The organism is Telluria beijingensis (assembly GCF_030770395.1).
Taxonomy (GTDB): domain Bacteria; phylum Pseudomonadota; class Gammaproteobacteria; order Burkholderiales; family Burkholderiaceae_D; genus Telluria; species Telluria beijingensis.
Map to the genome: position 1 here is coordinate 5,696,217 of NZ_CP132480.1, position 13,518 is coordinate 5,709,734.

General features: G+C 65.2%; 12 protein-coding genes and 1 tRNA gene. 7 read left to right on the plus strand and 6 right to left on the minus strand.

Annotation, left to right across the window (positions count from 1 at the left end):
- The first annotated feature begins 36 nt into the window (after positions 1 to 36).
- From acs to Q9246_RS25100, 3 genes are all read left to right on the plus strand, one after another.
- Entirely contained in the window at positions 37 to 2,037 is a 2,001-nt protein-coding gene (gene acs / locus Q9246_RS25090; protein ID WP_306394024.1) for an acetate--CoA ligase, read from the plus strand.
- A 241-nt stretch (positions 2,038 to 2,278) separates the two neighbouring features.
- A tRNA-Ser gene (locus Q9246_RS25095) sits at positions 2,279 to 2,369 on the plus strand.
- A 298-nt stretch (positions 2,370 to 2,667) separates the two neighbouring features.
- Positions 2,668 to 4,032 carry a GGDEF domain-containing response regulator gene (locus Q9246_RS25100; RefSeq protein ID WP_306394026.1) on the plus strand — a complete coding sequence of 455 codons (1,365 nt, stop codon included), beginning with the start codon at positions 2,668 to 2,670 and terminating at the stop codon, positions 4,030 to 4,032.
- Positions 4,033 to 4,041: 9 nt separating this feature from the next.
- On the opposite strand, the gene Q9246_RS25105 is transcribed toward Q9246_RS25100, so the two are convergent.
- Positions 4,042 to 4,575 (minus strand): DinB family protein, encoded by a 534-nt coding sequence (locus Q9246_RS25105; protein WP_306394028.1) that lies wholly within the window; start codon positions 4,573 to 4,575, stop codon positions 4,042 to 4,044.
- Positions 4,576 to 5,086: 511 nt separating this feature from the next.
- Between Q9246_RS25105 and Q9246_RS25110 the strand changes: the two genes are divergently transcribed.
- Positions 5,087 to 5,836, plus strand: a complete 750-nt coding sequence (locus Q9246_RS25110; RefSeq protein ID WP_306394030.1) for a PEP-CTERM sorting domain-containing protein — start codon at positions 5,087 to 5,089, stop codon at positions 5,834 to 5,836.
- A gap of 89 nt (positions 5,837 to 5,925) precedes the next feature.
- Positions 5,926 to 6,753 (plus strand): sterol desaturase family protein, encoded by an 828-nt coding sequence (locus Q9246_RS25115; RefSeq protein WP_306394033.1) that lies wholly within the window; start codon positions 5,926 to 5,928, stop codon positions 6,751 to 6,753.
- Here the strand turns inward: Q9246_RS25115 and pcaCD are convergent.
- Genes pcaCD through pcaH form a run of 4 tightly spaced genes read right to left on the minus strand, consistent with a single transcriptional unit; the run spans position 6,750 to position 10,595 of the window.
- Entirely contained in the window at positions 6,750 to 8,012 is a 1,263-nt protein-coding gene (pcaCD, locus tag Q9246_RS25120; RefSeq protein ID WP_306394035.1) for a bifunctional 4-carboxymuconolactone decarboxylase/3-oxoadipate enol-lactonase PcaCD, read from the minus strand. The genes Q9246_RS25115 and pcaCD overlap by 4 nt on opposite strands.
- Positions 8,009 to 9,361 carry a lyase family protein gene (locus Q9246_RS25125; protein WP_306394037.1) on the minus strand — a complete coding sequence of 451 codons (1,353 nt, stop codon included), beginning with the start codon at positions 9,359 to 9,361 and terminating at the stop codon, positions 8,009 to 8,011. Before Q9246_RS25125 ends, pcaCD begins: the two co-directional genes overlap by 4 nt.
- The gene (locus tag Q9246_RS25130; RefSeq protein ID WP_306394039.1) at positions 9,358 to 9,888 is read right to left on the minus strand and encodes a peptidase associated/transthyretin-like domain-containing protein; all 531 of its coding nucleotides are present in this window, start codon (positions 9,886 to 9,888) and stop codon (positions 9,358 to 9,360) included. Before Q9246_RS25130 ends, Q9246_RS25125 begins: the two co-directional genes overlap by 4 nt.
- A gap of 14 nt (positions 9,889 to 9,902) precedes the next feature.
- The gene (pcaH, locus tag Q9246_RS25135) at positions 9,903 to 10,595 is read right to left on the minus strand and encodes a protocatechuate 3,4-dioxygenase subunit beta (RefSeq protein WP_306394042.1); all 693 of its coding nucleotides are present in this window, start codon (positions 10,593 to 10,595) and stop codon (positions 9,903 to 9,905) included.
- 150 nt (positions 10,596 to 10,745) lie between these two features.
- Here pcaH and Q9246_RS25140 point away from each other — a divergent pair, with 150 nt between their 5' ends.
- The gene (locus Q9246_RS25140; RefSeq protein ID WP_306394044.1) at positions 10,746 to 11,531 is read left to right on the plus strand and encodes an IclR family transcriptional regulator domain-containing protein; all 786 of its coding nucleotides are present in this window, start codon (positions 10,746 to 10,748) and stop codon (positions 11,529 to 11,531) included.
- A 4-nt stretch (positions 11,532 to 11,535) separates the two neighbouring features.
- Here Q9246_RS25140 and Q9246_RS25145 read toward each other — a convergent pair whose 3' ends face one another.
- Entirely contained in the window at positions 11,536 to 12,033 is a 498-nt protein-coding gene (locus Q9246_RS25145; RefSeq protein ID WP_306394046.1) for a MarR family winged helix-turn-helix transcriptional regulator, read from the minus strand.
- A gap of 150 nt (positions 12,034 to 12,183) precedes the next feature.
- Here Q9246_RS25145 and Q9246_RS25150 point away from each other — a divergent pair, with 150 nt between their 5' ends.
- A complete protein-coding gene (locus tag Q9246_RS25150) occupies positions 12,184 to 13,518 on the plus strand; it encodes an amidohydrolase family protein (RefSeq protein WP_306394048.1) in 1,335 nt (444 codons plus the stop codon).

The following is a 13,518-nucleotide window of genomic DNA, read 5'->3' on the forward strand; positions in this document are numbered from 1 at the left end:
TCTGGCATAACCTACTACATTAATATGGAGACTAGTATGGCCGAGAACGAGACCACCCAAGAGCAATCCCAGGGCCTGCAGGAGCACCGCGTGTTCCAGCCGCCAAAGGAGTTTGCCGATAAGGCCGCCGTCAATGGCATGGCCGCCTACGAAAAACTGTGCGCCGAAGCCGAGAATGATTACGAAGGTTTCTGGGCTCGGCTGGCGCGCGAGAACCTCGACTGGCACAAGCCGTTCACCTCGACCCTCGACGAATCGAACGCTCCCTTCTACAAGTGGTTCGCCGACGGCCAGCTGAACGCCTCGTACAACTGCCTCGACCGCAACCTGGAAAACGGCAATGCCGACAAGACCGCCATCATCTTCGAGGCGGACAACGGCGCGGTCACGAAAGTCACTTACCGCGAGCTGCACGAGCGCGTCTGCAAATTCGCCAACGCCCTGAAATCGCGCGGCATCAAGAAGGGCGACCGCGTCGTCATCTACATGTCGATGTCGGTCGAAGGCGTGACCGCGATGCAGGCCTGCGCCCGCATCGGCGCCACCCACTCGGTGGTGTTCGGCGGCTTTTCCGCCAAGTCGCTGCAAGAGCGCATCATCGACGCCGGCGCCGTGGCCGTCATCACGGCCGACGAACAGCAGCGCGGCGGCAAGGCGCTGCCGCTCAAGGCCATCGTCGACGAAGCCCTGGGCCTGGGCGGCTGCGACACCGTCAAGGACGTGATCGTCTACAAGCGCACCGGCGGCAACATCAACTTCAAGGAAGGCCGCGACATCTGGCTGCACGAACTGGTCGAAGGCCAGTCGGCCGAGTGCGCGCCTGAATGGGTCGACGCCGAGCATCCGCTGTTTATCCTCTATACCTCGGGCTCGACCGGCACGCCAAAAGGCGTGCAGCACTCGACCGGCGGCTACCTGCTGTGGGCCGCGCTGACCATGAAGTGGACCTTCGACCTGAAGCCCGAAGACGTCTACTGGTGCACCGCCGACATCGGCTGGATCACCGGCCACACCTATATCGCCTACGGTCCGCTGGCCGTCGGCGGCACGCAGGTCGTGTTCGAAGGCGTGCCGACCTTCCCGAACGCCGGCCGCTTCTGGCAGACCGTCGAGAAGCACAAGGTCAGCATCTTCTATACGGCGCCGACCGCGATCCGTTCGCTGATCAAGGCGTCCGACCTGGACGAGAAAGTCCATCCGAAGAACTACGACCTGTCCAGCCTGCGCCTGCTCGGTTCGGTCGGCGAGCCGATCAATCCGGAAGCCTGGATGTGGTACTACCGCAATGTGGGCCAGGAGCGCTGCCCGATCGTGGACACCTTCTGGCAGACCGAGACCGGCGGCCACATGATCACCCCGCTGCCGGGCGCGACCCCGATGGTGCCGGGTTCCTGCACCTTGCCGCTGCCGGGCATCATGGCCGCCATCGTGGACGAGGCCGGCGCCGACGTGGCGAACGGGCAGGGCGGCATCCTGGTCGTCAAGCGTCCATGGCCGTCGATGATCCGCACCATCTGGAACAACCCGGACCGCTTCCGCACCAGCTACTTCCCGGATGAACTGGGCGGTAAATACTACCTGGCCGGCGACGGCGCGATCCGCAACAAGGACACCGGCAACTTCACGATCACGGGCCGCATCGACGACGTGCTGAACGTGTCGGGCCACCGCATGGGCACCATGGAGATCGAGTCGGCGCTGGTGGCCAATCCGATCGTGGCCGAGGCGGCGGTGGTGGGTCGTCCCGATGAAACCACGGGCGAATCGATCTGCGCCTTCGTCGTGCTCAAGCAGGCGCGTCCGACTGGCGAGGAAGCCAAGAAACTCGCCAACGAACTGCGCGCCTGGGTTGGCAAGGAGATCGGTCCGATCGCCAAGCCGAAAGAGATCCGTTTTGGCGACAACCTGCCGAAGACCCGCTCCGGCAAGATCATGCGCCGCCTGCTGCGCGTGCTGGCCAAGGGCGAGAACATCACGCAAGACGTGTCGACGCTCGAGAATCCGGCCATCCTGGAGCAGTTGAAGGAATCGGCTTGAGCTACAATGCCTGAGCAACCTGCCTGCATTGGCTCACAAGGCTGATGCAAGGCTTGCCCGCCTGCTCGCGAGAGGGGCGGGATTTTTTTGCGTGGGTGATGAACGGCGTTGGCCGCCTGGTAGGGTGGAGGGCTCTGCCCTCCACGCGTTCAACCGGCTCAATCAATATTGCCGGCCTTGTACTGCCGGGAATACTTGCTATAATAGGCGGCTTCGTGGAAAGCCACGAAAGAACCCATCAGGAGAGATGGATGAGTGGTTTAAGTCGCACGCCTGGAAAGCGTGTATAGGTTCATAGCCTATCGGGGGTTCGAATCCCCCTCTCTCCGCCAAAATCCCAAAAATAGGCCACCGTTTCGGTGGCCTATTTTTTTGCGTCTTTCGCGCGCCAGGAAATCGCTCCCGCACCCGGCTAATAATTTCCTTGTGGAAATTGTTAACAATCGTTTGCCAGAGTTGTCAATGTTCAGTCGAATCCGGCCGACCATGCTAATGTAGTGAGCATAAACTAACCTGCGCTTATTTCATCCGTGGACGTTCCCAAAACAAGAGCGTCGTCCATGCCCCTTAGATATGAGTCTATTTCCGAGAAAAGCTAAACCAACAGTCGGCGATAATTCATTATGTGCGGTGCACCTGCCGGTTCCCGCAGCCAACCAGTCGACCAAACTGCTGCTGGTGGACGACGAGCCGCGCATGCTCTCGTCGCTGCAGCATTTGCTCAGTCACCGCCATTTCGACATCGACACGGCCAGTTCCGGCGCCGAAGCCCTGGCCTGCCTGTCCAGCACCCGCTATGACTTGATACTGCTGGACCTGAGTCTGGAAGACATGGATGGCCAGCATGTCATCGACTTCATCAATACCCACCGCATCGAGACCGACGTCATCGTCGTCAGCGGAAACATGCGCATCGATGCCGCAATCGGCGCCTTGCGCGGCGGCGCCCACGATTTCTTGCGCAAGCCGTTCAGCCAGCACGACCTGTTCAAGACCATCGACCACGTCCTGACCCAGCGCCGGCTGCGCCAGACCAACCGCGACATCGCCTACCAGCTCGAGCTGTCCGAGCGCACCTACCGCTACATGGTCGATGCCTCGCCCGATCTCATCTACATGGTCGAACCAGAAGGGCGATTCACCTTCGTGAACGACCGGGCCTGCCAGATGCTGGGCTACGATCGCCGCGAACTGATCGGCAAGCATTATTCGATCCTCGTGCACGAAGAAGACTTCGCCCGGGCGCGCTATGCCTTCAACGAACGGCGTTCCGGAGACCGGGCCTCGCGCGATGTCGAGCTGCGCATGACGCTCCGGCCGGATGCCACCCGCGCCGACAACCCCGGCGAGACCTCGCTGATCGTGTCGCTCAATGCCGTCGGCATGCACCAGGACCAGGTCGAGCAGGGCGCGCCAAGGTATATCGGCACCTACGGCATCGCGCGCGATATCACGGCGCGCAAGCAGGCCGAAGCCGTCATCCTGCACCAGGCCTATCACGATGTGTTGACCAACCTGCCGAACCGCCTGCTGTTCAGGGACCGGCTCGGCCAGGCCATCCTGCAGTCGCGGCGTAACGGCACCGAGCTGGCGGCCATGTTCATCGACCTCGACCGGTTCAAGCAGGTCAACGACACGCTCGGCCACGACAAGGGCGACGAACTGCTGCTGCAGGTGACGGCCCGCCTGAAAAGCTGCCTGCGCAAGGGCGACACGCTGGCGCGCCAGGGCGGCGACGAATTCACCGTGGTCCTGCCCGACCTGCATTCACGCGACGACGCGCGCTTGGTAGCCGGCAAATTCCTGGAATGCCTCAATATGCCCTTCGACCTGGGAGGCAATGAAGTGGTCATTTCCGCATCGATCGGCATCGCGGTCTTTCCCCATGATGGAGACACGATCGATACGCTGATGCGGCGCGCGGACGTCGCCATGTATTACATCAAAGGGCAGGGCAAGAATGGCCAGGCATTCTATGTCGATACGATGGAATAGGACTGCCGATCAATCCTGGTCGGGAATCCAGGCAACCAGGTCGGTCACGCCGATATCCACGCCCGACTGCGACAACAAGGTGCTGGCCTGGCCGCGATGATGGGTCTGGTGATTAAAGAAATGCAGTAACAGGCTTCCGAAATTCTTCCTGAATTCTCCCCGCGAATTCCTGTATGACACCGGCTGCGCCAGGTCGGTATCCGATATCTCGGCCGCTAGTGCCTCGATGATGGCATCGAGCCGCATGCGATGTTCGCGCAGCACACCGATATCGTCGCTATACCGATGGGTGAGACCGGTCGGCGCGGCGATCTCTTTCATTGCCGCCAAAGCGGTGATATTCGCCGGATGCGCCTGGAAGCGCTGCAGCCAGATGGTGTCGCCGGCGACGAGATGGTTCAGGGTGCCCATGATCGACCCGAAGAACGCTCCACGCTCGGCGTGCAGCGCGTTTGCGGACAAGGTCGCGGCTGCCGCATAGACCCTGGCATTCATTGTGGTGTTGTACGACGCTAATAGAACGATGTCTTCACGGGTTGGCATGTTGTCGATTCCTTGGATTATCAAGCGCGATAAAGATGGGGCTGATTCTCGCCGCAGCGCTGTCGTCGCTGGAGTACGGCTCAGCAAGCATGAAGACTGTTGTTTTTTAGTGCTATGTATATCGTTCACAGACGCGCACAAATCGTCTTCAGTGGCTAGCCGTGATTTGTACTCAACGATCCGTAATTCACCTTTCGCGATGACGTTTGTCGAAGCGTTGACGGGCAATGCCTTATTTCTCAACGGCTCCAGCTGTTTATTGTAAATACGTCCGAGCATTCCTGGCGGAAATTGTGAAAATATTACTTTGCGGAAATATTATTGAGGAAGAACTAGTAATTTTCGAACAGCAAGACTCTGGTAAAATGTTTTCAGTGCAAGGAATATTGATCAAAGCCAATTTCTTGCTGCGTTAACGATTTCGGTTCGACAGCCAGTCCCGTCGAACTTGCCGTCTGGGCCCGGACCCGCAGACGCTTTTACCATCTTCGTAACTTCTGGAGCTTGCGCCATGCGTCTCAAGTCAGCCTTGCTGTTCACATCTGCCATTCTTGCCTTCCACGCCAATGTCGCGCATGCGAACTTGATCAAGAACGGAGGTTTCGAGTCCAACGTCATCGATACAAGCTATCGGGCCGAAGGCGCGATCATCCACAATGGCGGCATCAGGATCAATGACTGGGTCAACAGCAAGAATGGCACCGATAGCGGCGGCTACGACTTCCTGATGAAGGGCTCCAACGCGCATGAGCATGGCGGCGCGATGCGGCTGCACGGCTACGGTGAGAATTTCTTCAAATCTCCGTCTGGTGGCAATTTCTTCGCCTCCGACCCGGATTACGGTCCAGGGACGCTGAAGCAGTACATCAACGGCCTGGAAGTCGGCACCAAATATACCTTGACCTTCGAGTATGCACTTGCCCAGCAATATTGGTATGAAGGTGCTAACAATAATGTCTGGTGGGAAGTCGGGTTCGGCGGCGTCACGCAGAACACCACCAAGCTGAGCATTCCAGAGCGAGGCTTCAGCGGCTGGAAGACCGCGGCCATGGAGTTCACCGCCACTAGCACCGACGACTGGCTGTCCTTCCTGTCCATGCGCACTTCCTCAGGTGGCCCTCCGTTCATGCTGCTCGACAATGTGAAGCTGGAAGCCGAGCTGAAAGCCGAAGTCCCCGAGCCTGCAAGCTCGGCGTTGATGCTGGCCGGCCTCGGCATGGTGGGCTTCCTCGCACGCCGCCGCCGCAACGGCAAGGCATGACCGGGGTGCGGTACCGGTTGCATCCAGGTGCGGCGACTCGCTTGCGTCCCGCATCACCCCGGTATTGATCGTTCGATCGCAGCAGCGCCATGAATATTTCCCTTGCCGAATTCGCCATCGACCTCGCGCGCACCTGCGTCTGGCTGGTGCTGCTGACGGCCCTGTTCGTCCCGCTCGAGCGCTGGTTCGGCGTTCGTCACGAGCAGCCGGATCGCGCGCTGCGGCACAACCTGGCCTATTATTTCATCAGCAGCCTGGTGCCGATCATGCTGCTCAGCGCGCCGATGGCGCTACTGGCCACCGCCGCCCACCACCTGACACCGGCCGCGCTGAAGACCGTGGTGGCGGATCTGCCGCTGGCGGCGCGGGTCGCGCTGGCCTTCGTGGTCGCCGAAACCGGTTTCTATTGGGGGCATCGCCTGAGCCATGAGATCCCCTGGCTGTGGCGCTTCCACGCGCTGCACCATACTGCCGAGCGCATGCATTTCTTGACCAATACCCGCAACCACCCGGTCGACATGGTCATTACCCGGCTGTTCGGCCTGGTGCCGCTGTACATGCTGGGCCTGGCCGCACCGAGCCTGGCCGGCAGCGCCACGCCGGCCTTGCTGCTGGTGCTCGGCAATGTATGGGGCTTCTTCATCCACGCCAACCTGCGCTGGCGCCTGGGCCCACTGGAGTGGATCGTCTCGACGCCGGCCTTCCACCACTGGCACCACAGCCGCCACGACCACATCAACCGCAACTACGCGTCGACCCTGCCGTTCCTCGACCGGATCTTCGGCAGCTACTACCTGCCAAAGCACTGGCCGGCCGACGTCGGCACCGACACCCCGTGCGCGCCGACGCTGGGCGGCCAGTTGCTCGATCCGATGCTGCCGGCCAGGAAAGCCCCGGCACGGATGGGTGACGCTTAACTGCGTACCGCCAACCGCCCGATAAACTCACGCACCAGCCCATTGAAACGCGCCGGCTGCTCGATCGCGCTCAGGTGCGTCGCATCCGGAATGACTGCCAGCCGCGCGCCCTCGACACCCGCGGCGATGGTTTCCGACATCGCCGGCGGCGTGCCGGCATCGCGTTCGCCGGCGATCACCAGGGTCGGCACGGCGATCTGCGCCAGCCGTCCGGTGGTGTCGACCCCGGCCACCGCCGCGCAGCAACCGGCATAGCCGACCGCATCGGTTCCCGCCACGCGGCGCCGGAAGCGCGCCACCGTGGCCGGGTTGGCGGCGCGGAAGGCGTCGTCGAAATAGCGGCCCATCACGGCGTCGGCGATCGCTTCCACGCCCTCATGCTCGACCTTCGCGATGCGTTCGCCCCACATCGCGCGCGCCGCCTCCGGATAGCCCGATGTGGAATTGGCCACCACCAGCGCCGCCACCAGCCGCGGGTAGCGCAGCGCCAGTTCCTGGCCCACCATGCCGCCCATCGACAGGCCGACCCAGACCACCGGGCCGGTATCCAGTTCGTCCAGCAGGCGCGCCGCGTCGTCGGCCAGTGCGGCCATCGTGTAGGGGCCGGGCGGCGCGTCCGAGCCGCCGTGGCCGCGGTGGTCGTAGCAGATCACGCGGCAGTCGGCGGCCAGCTGATTGGCCAGGCCGTCCCACATGTCCATGTCGCAGCCCAGTGCGTGGCTCAGCACCACCGTCTGGCGCGGCAGGCCGCCATGGCGCGCTTCGCGCACGCTGTAACGCAGGCGCGGTCCGCTCGCGGTGGTGCCGACGCGGCCGACGCCCGGATGGACGACTTCGCCGGGCACGCCAGGGGCCAGCGGGAATTCCAGCTCGCGCAGGATGTGCTGGGCCAGCGAGAAGCCGGTGTTCGCGGCCGGCACGCCGGCATAGATCGCGGCCTGCATCAGCACTTCCTTGAGTTCCTCGCGCGTGAGGCCATTGCCGCTGTCGTCCTGCAGCGCGGCGCGCACGTGCAGCTCGAATTCTTCCCAGCGCGCCAGCGCCATGGTGGTGGCCAGCACGATCACGCGCCGCATGCGCGCCTCCAGGCCGGGCCGGCCCCAGATCTCGTGCCAGGCGAAGCGCGTGATCAGGTTCTGGAAGTCGGCATTGAAGTCGTTGGCGTTGTTCAGCGAGCGCTCCACCCAGGCGTCGCCCAGGATGGCGCGCCGGTTGCGCAGGCCGCGTTCGTAGTCGTGGTCGATCGGGTCGTGGCTCATCGGGTGTCCTCGTCAATTGGTTGGCGCAGCTGCGCGAGCAGCGCACGGGCCGTGGCGGCGCCCGGCTGCGCCGCGTGCACCGGGTCGAACAGGGCGTCCACCCGTGCCGGATCGGCGCCTTCGGCCTGGCGCACCAGCGCCGCCAGGTGCACACCTTCGGCCAGCGCCTGGCGGCTCAGGCTTTCCAGCAGGGCGTGGGCGGCCGGGCGGCCGATGGTCTCGGCCAGCATGGCGGCCGCGCCTTCGGCGAACACCAGGCCCTGCAGGCTGTCGATATTGGCGCGCATGCGCGCCGGGTTCACCTCGAGCGCGCCGAAGGCCTCGGCCAACGCCGCCAGCGCGCCGTGGGCCGACAGGAACAGCGTCGGCCATTCGGCCAGCTCGGCCTGCCAGTTGCCCAGGCCGCGTTCGTGCTGCTGGCCCATGCTGCCCAGCAGGGCGGCGGCCACCTGCGGGGTGCGGCTGCTGGCCGCAAGCGCCGTCATGGCCGCCACCGGATTGCGTTTATGGGGCATGGCGGACGAGCCGCCGCGGCCGGCGCCACTTGGCTCGGCCAGCTCGCCGACCTCTCCCTGCGCCATCAGGGCCAGGTCGGTCGCGATCTTGCCCAGGCTGGCGCTGAGCAGCGCTACTTCCAGGCCCAGGCGCACCCACTCGTCGCGCTGGGTATGCCAGGCCGCGGGTGGATTGCCCAGGCCCAGCGCCGCCGCCATGTGGCTGGCCACCTCGTCGCCGTGCTCGCCCAGGGCCGAGCGGGTGCCGACCGCGCCGCCCAGCTGCAGTTGCAGGGCGTCGTGCGCGGTCGCGCGCAGGCGCCGGCGCGCGCGCACCAGGGGCGCGGCCCATTGCGCCGCCTTCAGGCCGAAGCTGCTCACCTGGGCCGGCTGCATCAGGGTGCGCGCCAGCACCGGCGTGTCCAGGTGCCGCTCGGCCAATGCCAGCAGCGATTCGATCAGGCGATCGAGGTCGCGCTCGAGCAGCGCCAGCGCCTCGCGCGTGACCAGCGCCATGGCGCTGTCGAGCACGTCCTGGCTGGTGCTGCCGCGGTGGACGAAGGTGGATGCTTCCTGGTCGTACAGGGCCACCGCCGCCGTCAGTTCCTTCACCAGCGGGATGGCCAGGCTGCCGGCGCGACGGCCGGCGCGCACCAGGGCCGGGATGTCGTACAACGGCGCCTTGCACACGCCGGCGATGGCGCGCGCGGCGCCGTCCGGGATCACGCCATGCGCGGCCTGGGCCGCGGCCAGCGCCTGTTCGAAGTCGAACATGGCCTGCACGATGGCGCCGTCGTCGAACACGGCGATCATCTCGGGCGACGACAGGAAACCGTCGAACAGCGCCACGCTCATGGCGCGCCGCCGTAGTCGAAGAACACGGTCTCCTGCTCGCCCTGCATGCGGATGTCCCAGTTGTAGCTGGCGGGGCCGGTCTTGCGCGCCACCAGGGTGGCGCGGCGCTCCGGCGGCACCTGGTTCAGCAGGGCGGCGCGATCGAGGTCGTCGTCTTCCAGGAACACGGCGCTGAACTGGTGCACCAGCAGGCCGCGCATGAAGACCGTGACGAGGGCCGCCGGCTCGCACGATGCTTCCTGGGCGCGGCCCAGCACCAGCGTGAAGCGGCCCTCGTCGTCGGTCGGCACGCGGCGAAAGCCCGCCAGCGCGTGGTCGCGTTCGCGCTCGATGGTGGCGGCGCCCGGGGTCCAGGCTTCGATCATGCCGTCGCCCACCGGTGCGCCGTCGCCGTCGCGCAGCACGCCGCTGATGGTGATGGTGTCGCTGCCGTCGGCATTGGCGGGCGTGCAGGCGGCGCAGGCCCACTCCCAGGCTTCGTGCGAGAACGGACCGATGGTCTGGGATGGGGTGATGGCGTGGCTCATGGTGGTCTCTCCTGTCACAGGCCGAACGGCGTGGCGTTACGGCCGCGCAGCACGATGTCGAATTCATAGCCCAGCATCTGGTCGCCGACCGTCTCGTCGAGACTGAAGCGCGACACCAGGCGCTCGCGCGCGGCCAGGTCCGAAATGCTCTGGTAGATCGGGTCGAACTCGAACAGCGGGTCGCCCGGGAAGTACATTTGCGTCACCAGGCGCTGCGCGTAGGCGTTGCCGAACATCGAAAAGTGGATGTGGGCGGGGCGCCAGGCCTTGTCGTGGTTGCCCCATGGGTAGGCGCCCGGCTTGATGGTGACGAAGCGGTAGCGGCCGTCGTCGTCGGTCAGCATCTTGCCCCAGCCATTGAAGTTGGGATCGAGCGGTGCATTGTGCTGGTCGCGCTTGTGGCGGTAGCGCCCGGAGGCATTGGCCTGCCACACTTCGAGCAGCGAGTTGCGCACCGGCTTGCCGTCCTCGTCGAGCACGCGGCCGGTGACGACGATTTTGTCGCCCAGCGGGGCGCCATCGCCCTGGGCGGTCAGGTCGGCGTCGAACGGCAGCAGCAGCGACGTCGGCGGCGCCAGGTTGGTCTTGAGCGAGGCCGGCGCATGCACCGCCACCGGGGGCAGGGTGGGGCCGCGTTTCACGGTCGATTTATAGGCGGGGTAAATCAGGCCGGGGTGGCTGCCCGGCGCGAGCGCATCGAATTGCACGGCTATCTCCTTTGGACGTCGGCGGCGCGGCCGCCTGGTTGGGTCATTCCATGGTAGGCAGCCGCACCGGGCTTGAGAAGGCGTCCATGTCGCGCAAGTTGCGCAGATCGCCCAAAACGTGCGTTAATCGCACAAACAGGGGGATTATTTATGGAAGATAACGATGTGACGGGTGAGTCGCCGCCACTGGCGCGCGACCTGATCGCGGGCCTGGACAAGGGCTTGCAGGTGATCGAGGCCTTCGACCAGGAGCGCTCGCGCCTGACCATCAGCGAAGTCGCGGCGCGCACCGGCCTCACGCGCGCGGCGGCGCGGCGCTACCTGATCACGCTGGTCCACCTGGGCTATGCGCGCCAGCACGACAAGGTGTTCTGGCTCACGCCCAAGGTGCTGCGCCTGGGGCAAAGCTACCTGCACTCGGCGCGCCTGCCGCGCATCGTGCAACCGGTGCTGTACCGGCTCGCCTATTCGCTGGGCGAGGCGGCGTCGTGCGGGGTGCTGGAAGAGGACGACCTGGTATGCGTGGCGGCGGTCAGCGCCGGCAAGCTGGTGTCGAGCACCCTGCAGCCGGGCACACGGGTGCCGGCCTGGTGCACCGCCAACGGCCGCGCGCTGCTGGCCAGCCTGGCGCCCGGCCAGGTCGAAGCCAGCCTGGAGCGCGCCGCGCCCGAGCCGTTCACCGAATACACGATCGTCGACCGTGCGCGCCTGCTGCACGAGATAGCGCGCACCCGTGCACAGGGTTATGCCGTGGTGGACCAGGAACTGGAACTCGGCCTGCGCACGCTGGCGGTCCCGATCCGCAATTTCAGGGGAGAGACCGTGGCTGCCATGAACGTCAGCCTGCACGCGGCGCGCATCCCGGCCGGCGAGATCGTCGAGCGCTGCCTGCCGGCCCTGCTCAAGGTGCAGGTCGAGATGGCGGCGCTGCTCTAGGGTTTCAGCCCTCGCCGCGCACCGGCGTGAAGATCTTCTGCAGCAGCGACAGTAACTGCTGGCGTTCGGCATTGGTGAGGGCGGCGGTGGCCTCGGCCTCGAGCTTGGTGACGGCCACCTCGGCCTGGCGCGCCACGCGCTCGCCGCTCGGGGTGAGGATCAGGGTCTGCGAGCGCTTGTCCAGCGGATTGCGCTGGCGCAGCAGCAGGCCGCGTCCTTCCAGGCGGTCGAGCAGGATCGCCAGGTTCGGCGGCGACACGTTGATCGCGTTCGACAGCCGTTTCTGGGTGATGTTCGGGTTCGAATGCAGCAGCGACAGCACCGAAAAATCCACCGCGCGCAGGTCGTACTCGCTCATCCGCTCGTGGAACAAGGGCATGATCGACAGGTAGGCGCGGCGGCAGTTATAGCCGACGAGGCCGAGCAGCACCTCCTGGTCGAGCGGCTGGTCGGCCGCTTCCTGGACGGCATTGACGAATTTTTCGTGCTTCTTGGTCGGCATGGGATCGTGTTTTCCTGGTGAGTGGCCGATTATAAATCATAGTCATTATAGAAAATAATGACTGTGGGGTCAGCAAGGCCCCAGGCGTCCGTCGCCGCGCTTGTCGATGGGCTAACATTGCATGGTTCACCATACCGATGAAAGGATCCCATGCGACTCCCGACCAAGCTGGCCGCCATGGCCGGCGCCCTGTGCATGCTGGCCGGCGCCGGCGCCAACGCACAAGCTGCTTCCCCGGCCACCGTCCTCCAGGGCGTGCGCATCATCGACGGCCAGGGTGGCGCGCCGATCGAGAACGGCAGCATCGTGATCCGCGACGGCCGCATCGAGGCCGTGCAGCCGCAGGGCGCCACGCCGCCCGCGGGCGCCCGGCTGGTCGACCTGCGCGGCAAGACCGTGATGCCGGCCCTGATCGCCGGCCACGCCCACCTGGGCATCACCAACGGCGCCAAATCCGGCGCGGCCGAGATCACGCCGGCCAACGTCACGCGCCAGCTGCAGAAGTACGCGCGCTACGGCGTCGGCACGGTGGCGGTGTTCGGCACTGACCACGATTTCATCTACCGGATGCGCGCCGACCAGCGCGCCGGCAAGCTGACGCTGCCCACCATCGTCACTGCCGGCCATGGCTTCGGCGTGCCGCACGGCGCGCCGCCGGTCGCCATGGGCATGGACCAGGTCTACCGCCCGACCACGATCGAGGCGGTGCGCAAGGATATCGAGAAGCTGGCTGCCCGGAAGCCCGACCTGGTCAAGATCTGGGTCGACGACTTCGGCGACGACAAGACCAAGAAGATGGATCCGGCGCTGTACCGTGAAGTGATCCGCGAGGCGCACCAGCGCGGCCTGAAGGTGGTGGCCCACGTCTACTACCTCGAGGACGCCAAGCGCCTGGCGCGCGACGGCGTCGACCTGTTCGGCCACAGCGTGCGCGACCGGCCGGTGGATGCCGAGCTAATCGCCCTGATGAAAGAGAAGAACATCGGCTATATCCCGACCCTGCAGCTCGACGAAGCCTTCTTCGTGTATGCCGACAAGCCGGACTGGATGCAGGACCGGTTCTTCAGGGACGCGCTCGATCCCGGCGTCGAGGCGTGGCTGGCCAGCCCGGCCTACAAGGTCAAGCAGGTCAGCAAGCAGGACCTGGCCACTGCGAAGGCCAATGTGCTGGCGCTGCACAAGGCCGGGGTCAGGGTCGGCATGGGCACCGATTCGGGCGCCACGATCCCGCGCATCCAGGGTTTCGCCGAGCACCGCGAACTCGAACTGCTGACCGCCGCCGGCCTGACCCCGATGCAGGCGCTGCAGGCGGCGACCTCCGGCAATGCCGCGATCCTGGGCATCGACGGCGAGCGCGGCGCGCTCGTTCCGGGCAAGCAGGCCGACCTGCTGGTGCTCGACGCCAATCCGCTGGACGATATCCGCAACACGCGCAAGATCCATGCGCTCTGGCTGCGCGGCGTGCCGCTGGAAGGTTTGCGCTGA

Coding starts and splice junctions, on each gene's coding strand:
- Q9246_RS25105 (WP_306394028.1), bottom strand. CDS start 4,575: ATGCCAACCCGTGAAGACATCGTTCTATTAGCGTCGTACAACACCACA.
- Q9246_RS25125 (WP_306394037.1), bottom strand. CDS start 9,361: ATGAGCGTGGCGCTGTTCGACGGTTTCCTGTCGTCGCCCGAGATGATC.
- Q9246_RS25115 (WP_306394033.1), top strand. CDS start 5,926: ATGAATATTTCCCTTGCCGAATTCGCCATCGACCTCGCGCGCACCTGC.
- pcaCD (WP_306394035.1), bottom strand. CDS start 8,012: ATGAGCCACGACCCGATCGACCACGACTACGAACGCGGCCTGCGCAAC.
- Q9246_RS25110 (WP_306394030.1), top strand. CDS start 5,087: ATGCGTCTCAAGTCAGCCTTGCTGTTCACATCTGCCATTCTTGCCTTC.
- acs (WP_306394024.1), top strand. CDS start 37: ATGGCCGAGAACGAGACCACCCAAGAGCAATCCCAGGGCCTGCAGGAG.
- Q9246_RS25140 (WP_306394044.1), top strand. CDS start 10,746: ATGGAAGATAACGATGTGACGGGTGAGTCGCCGCCACTGGCGCGCGAC.
- Q9246_RS25150 (WP_306394048.1), top strand. CDS start 12,184: ATGCGACTCCCGACCAAGCTGGCCGCCATGGCCGGCGCCCTGTGCATG.
- Q9246_RS25145 (WP_306394046.1), bottom strand. CDS start 12,033: ATGCCGACCAAGAAGCACGAAAAATTCGTCAATGCCGTCCAGGAAGCG.
- Q9246_RS25130 (WP_306394039.1), bottom strand. CDS start 9,888: ATGAGCCACGCCATCACCCCATCCCAGACCATCGGTCCGTTCTCGCAC.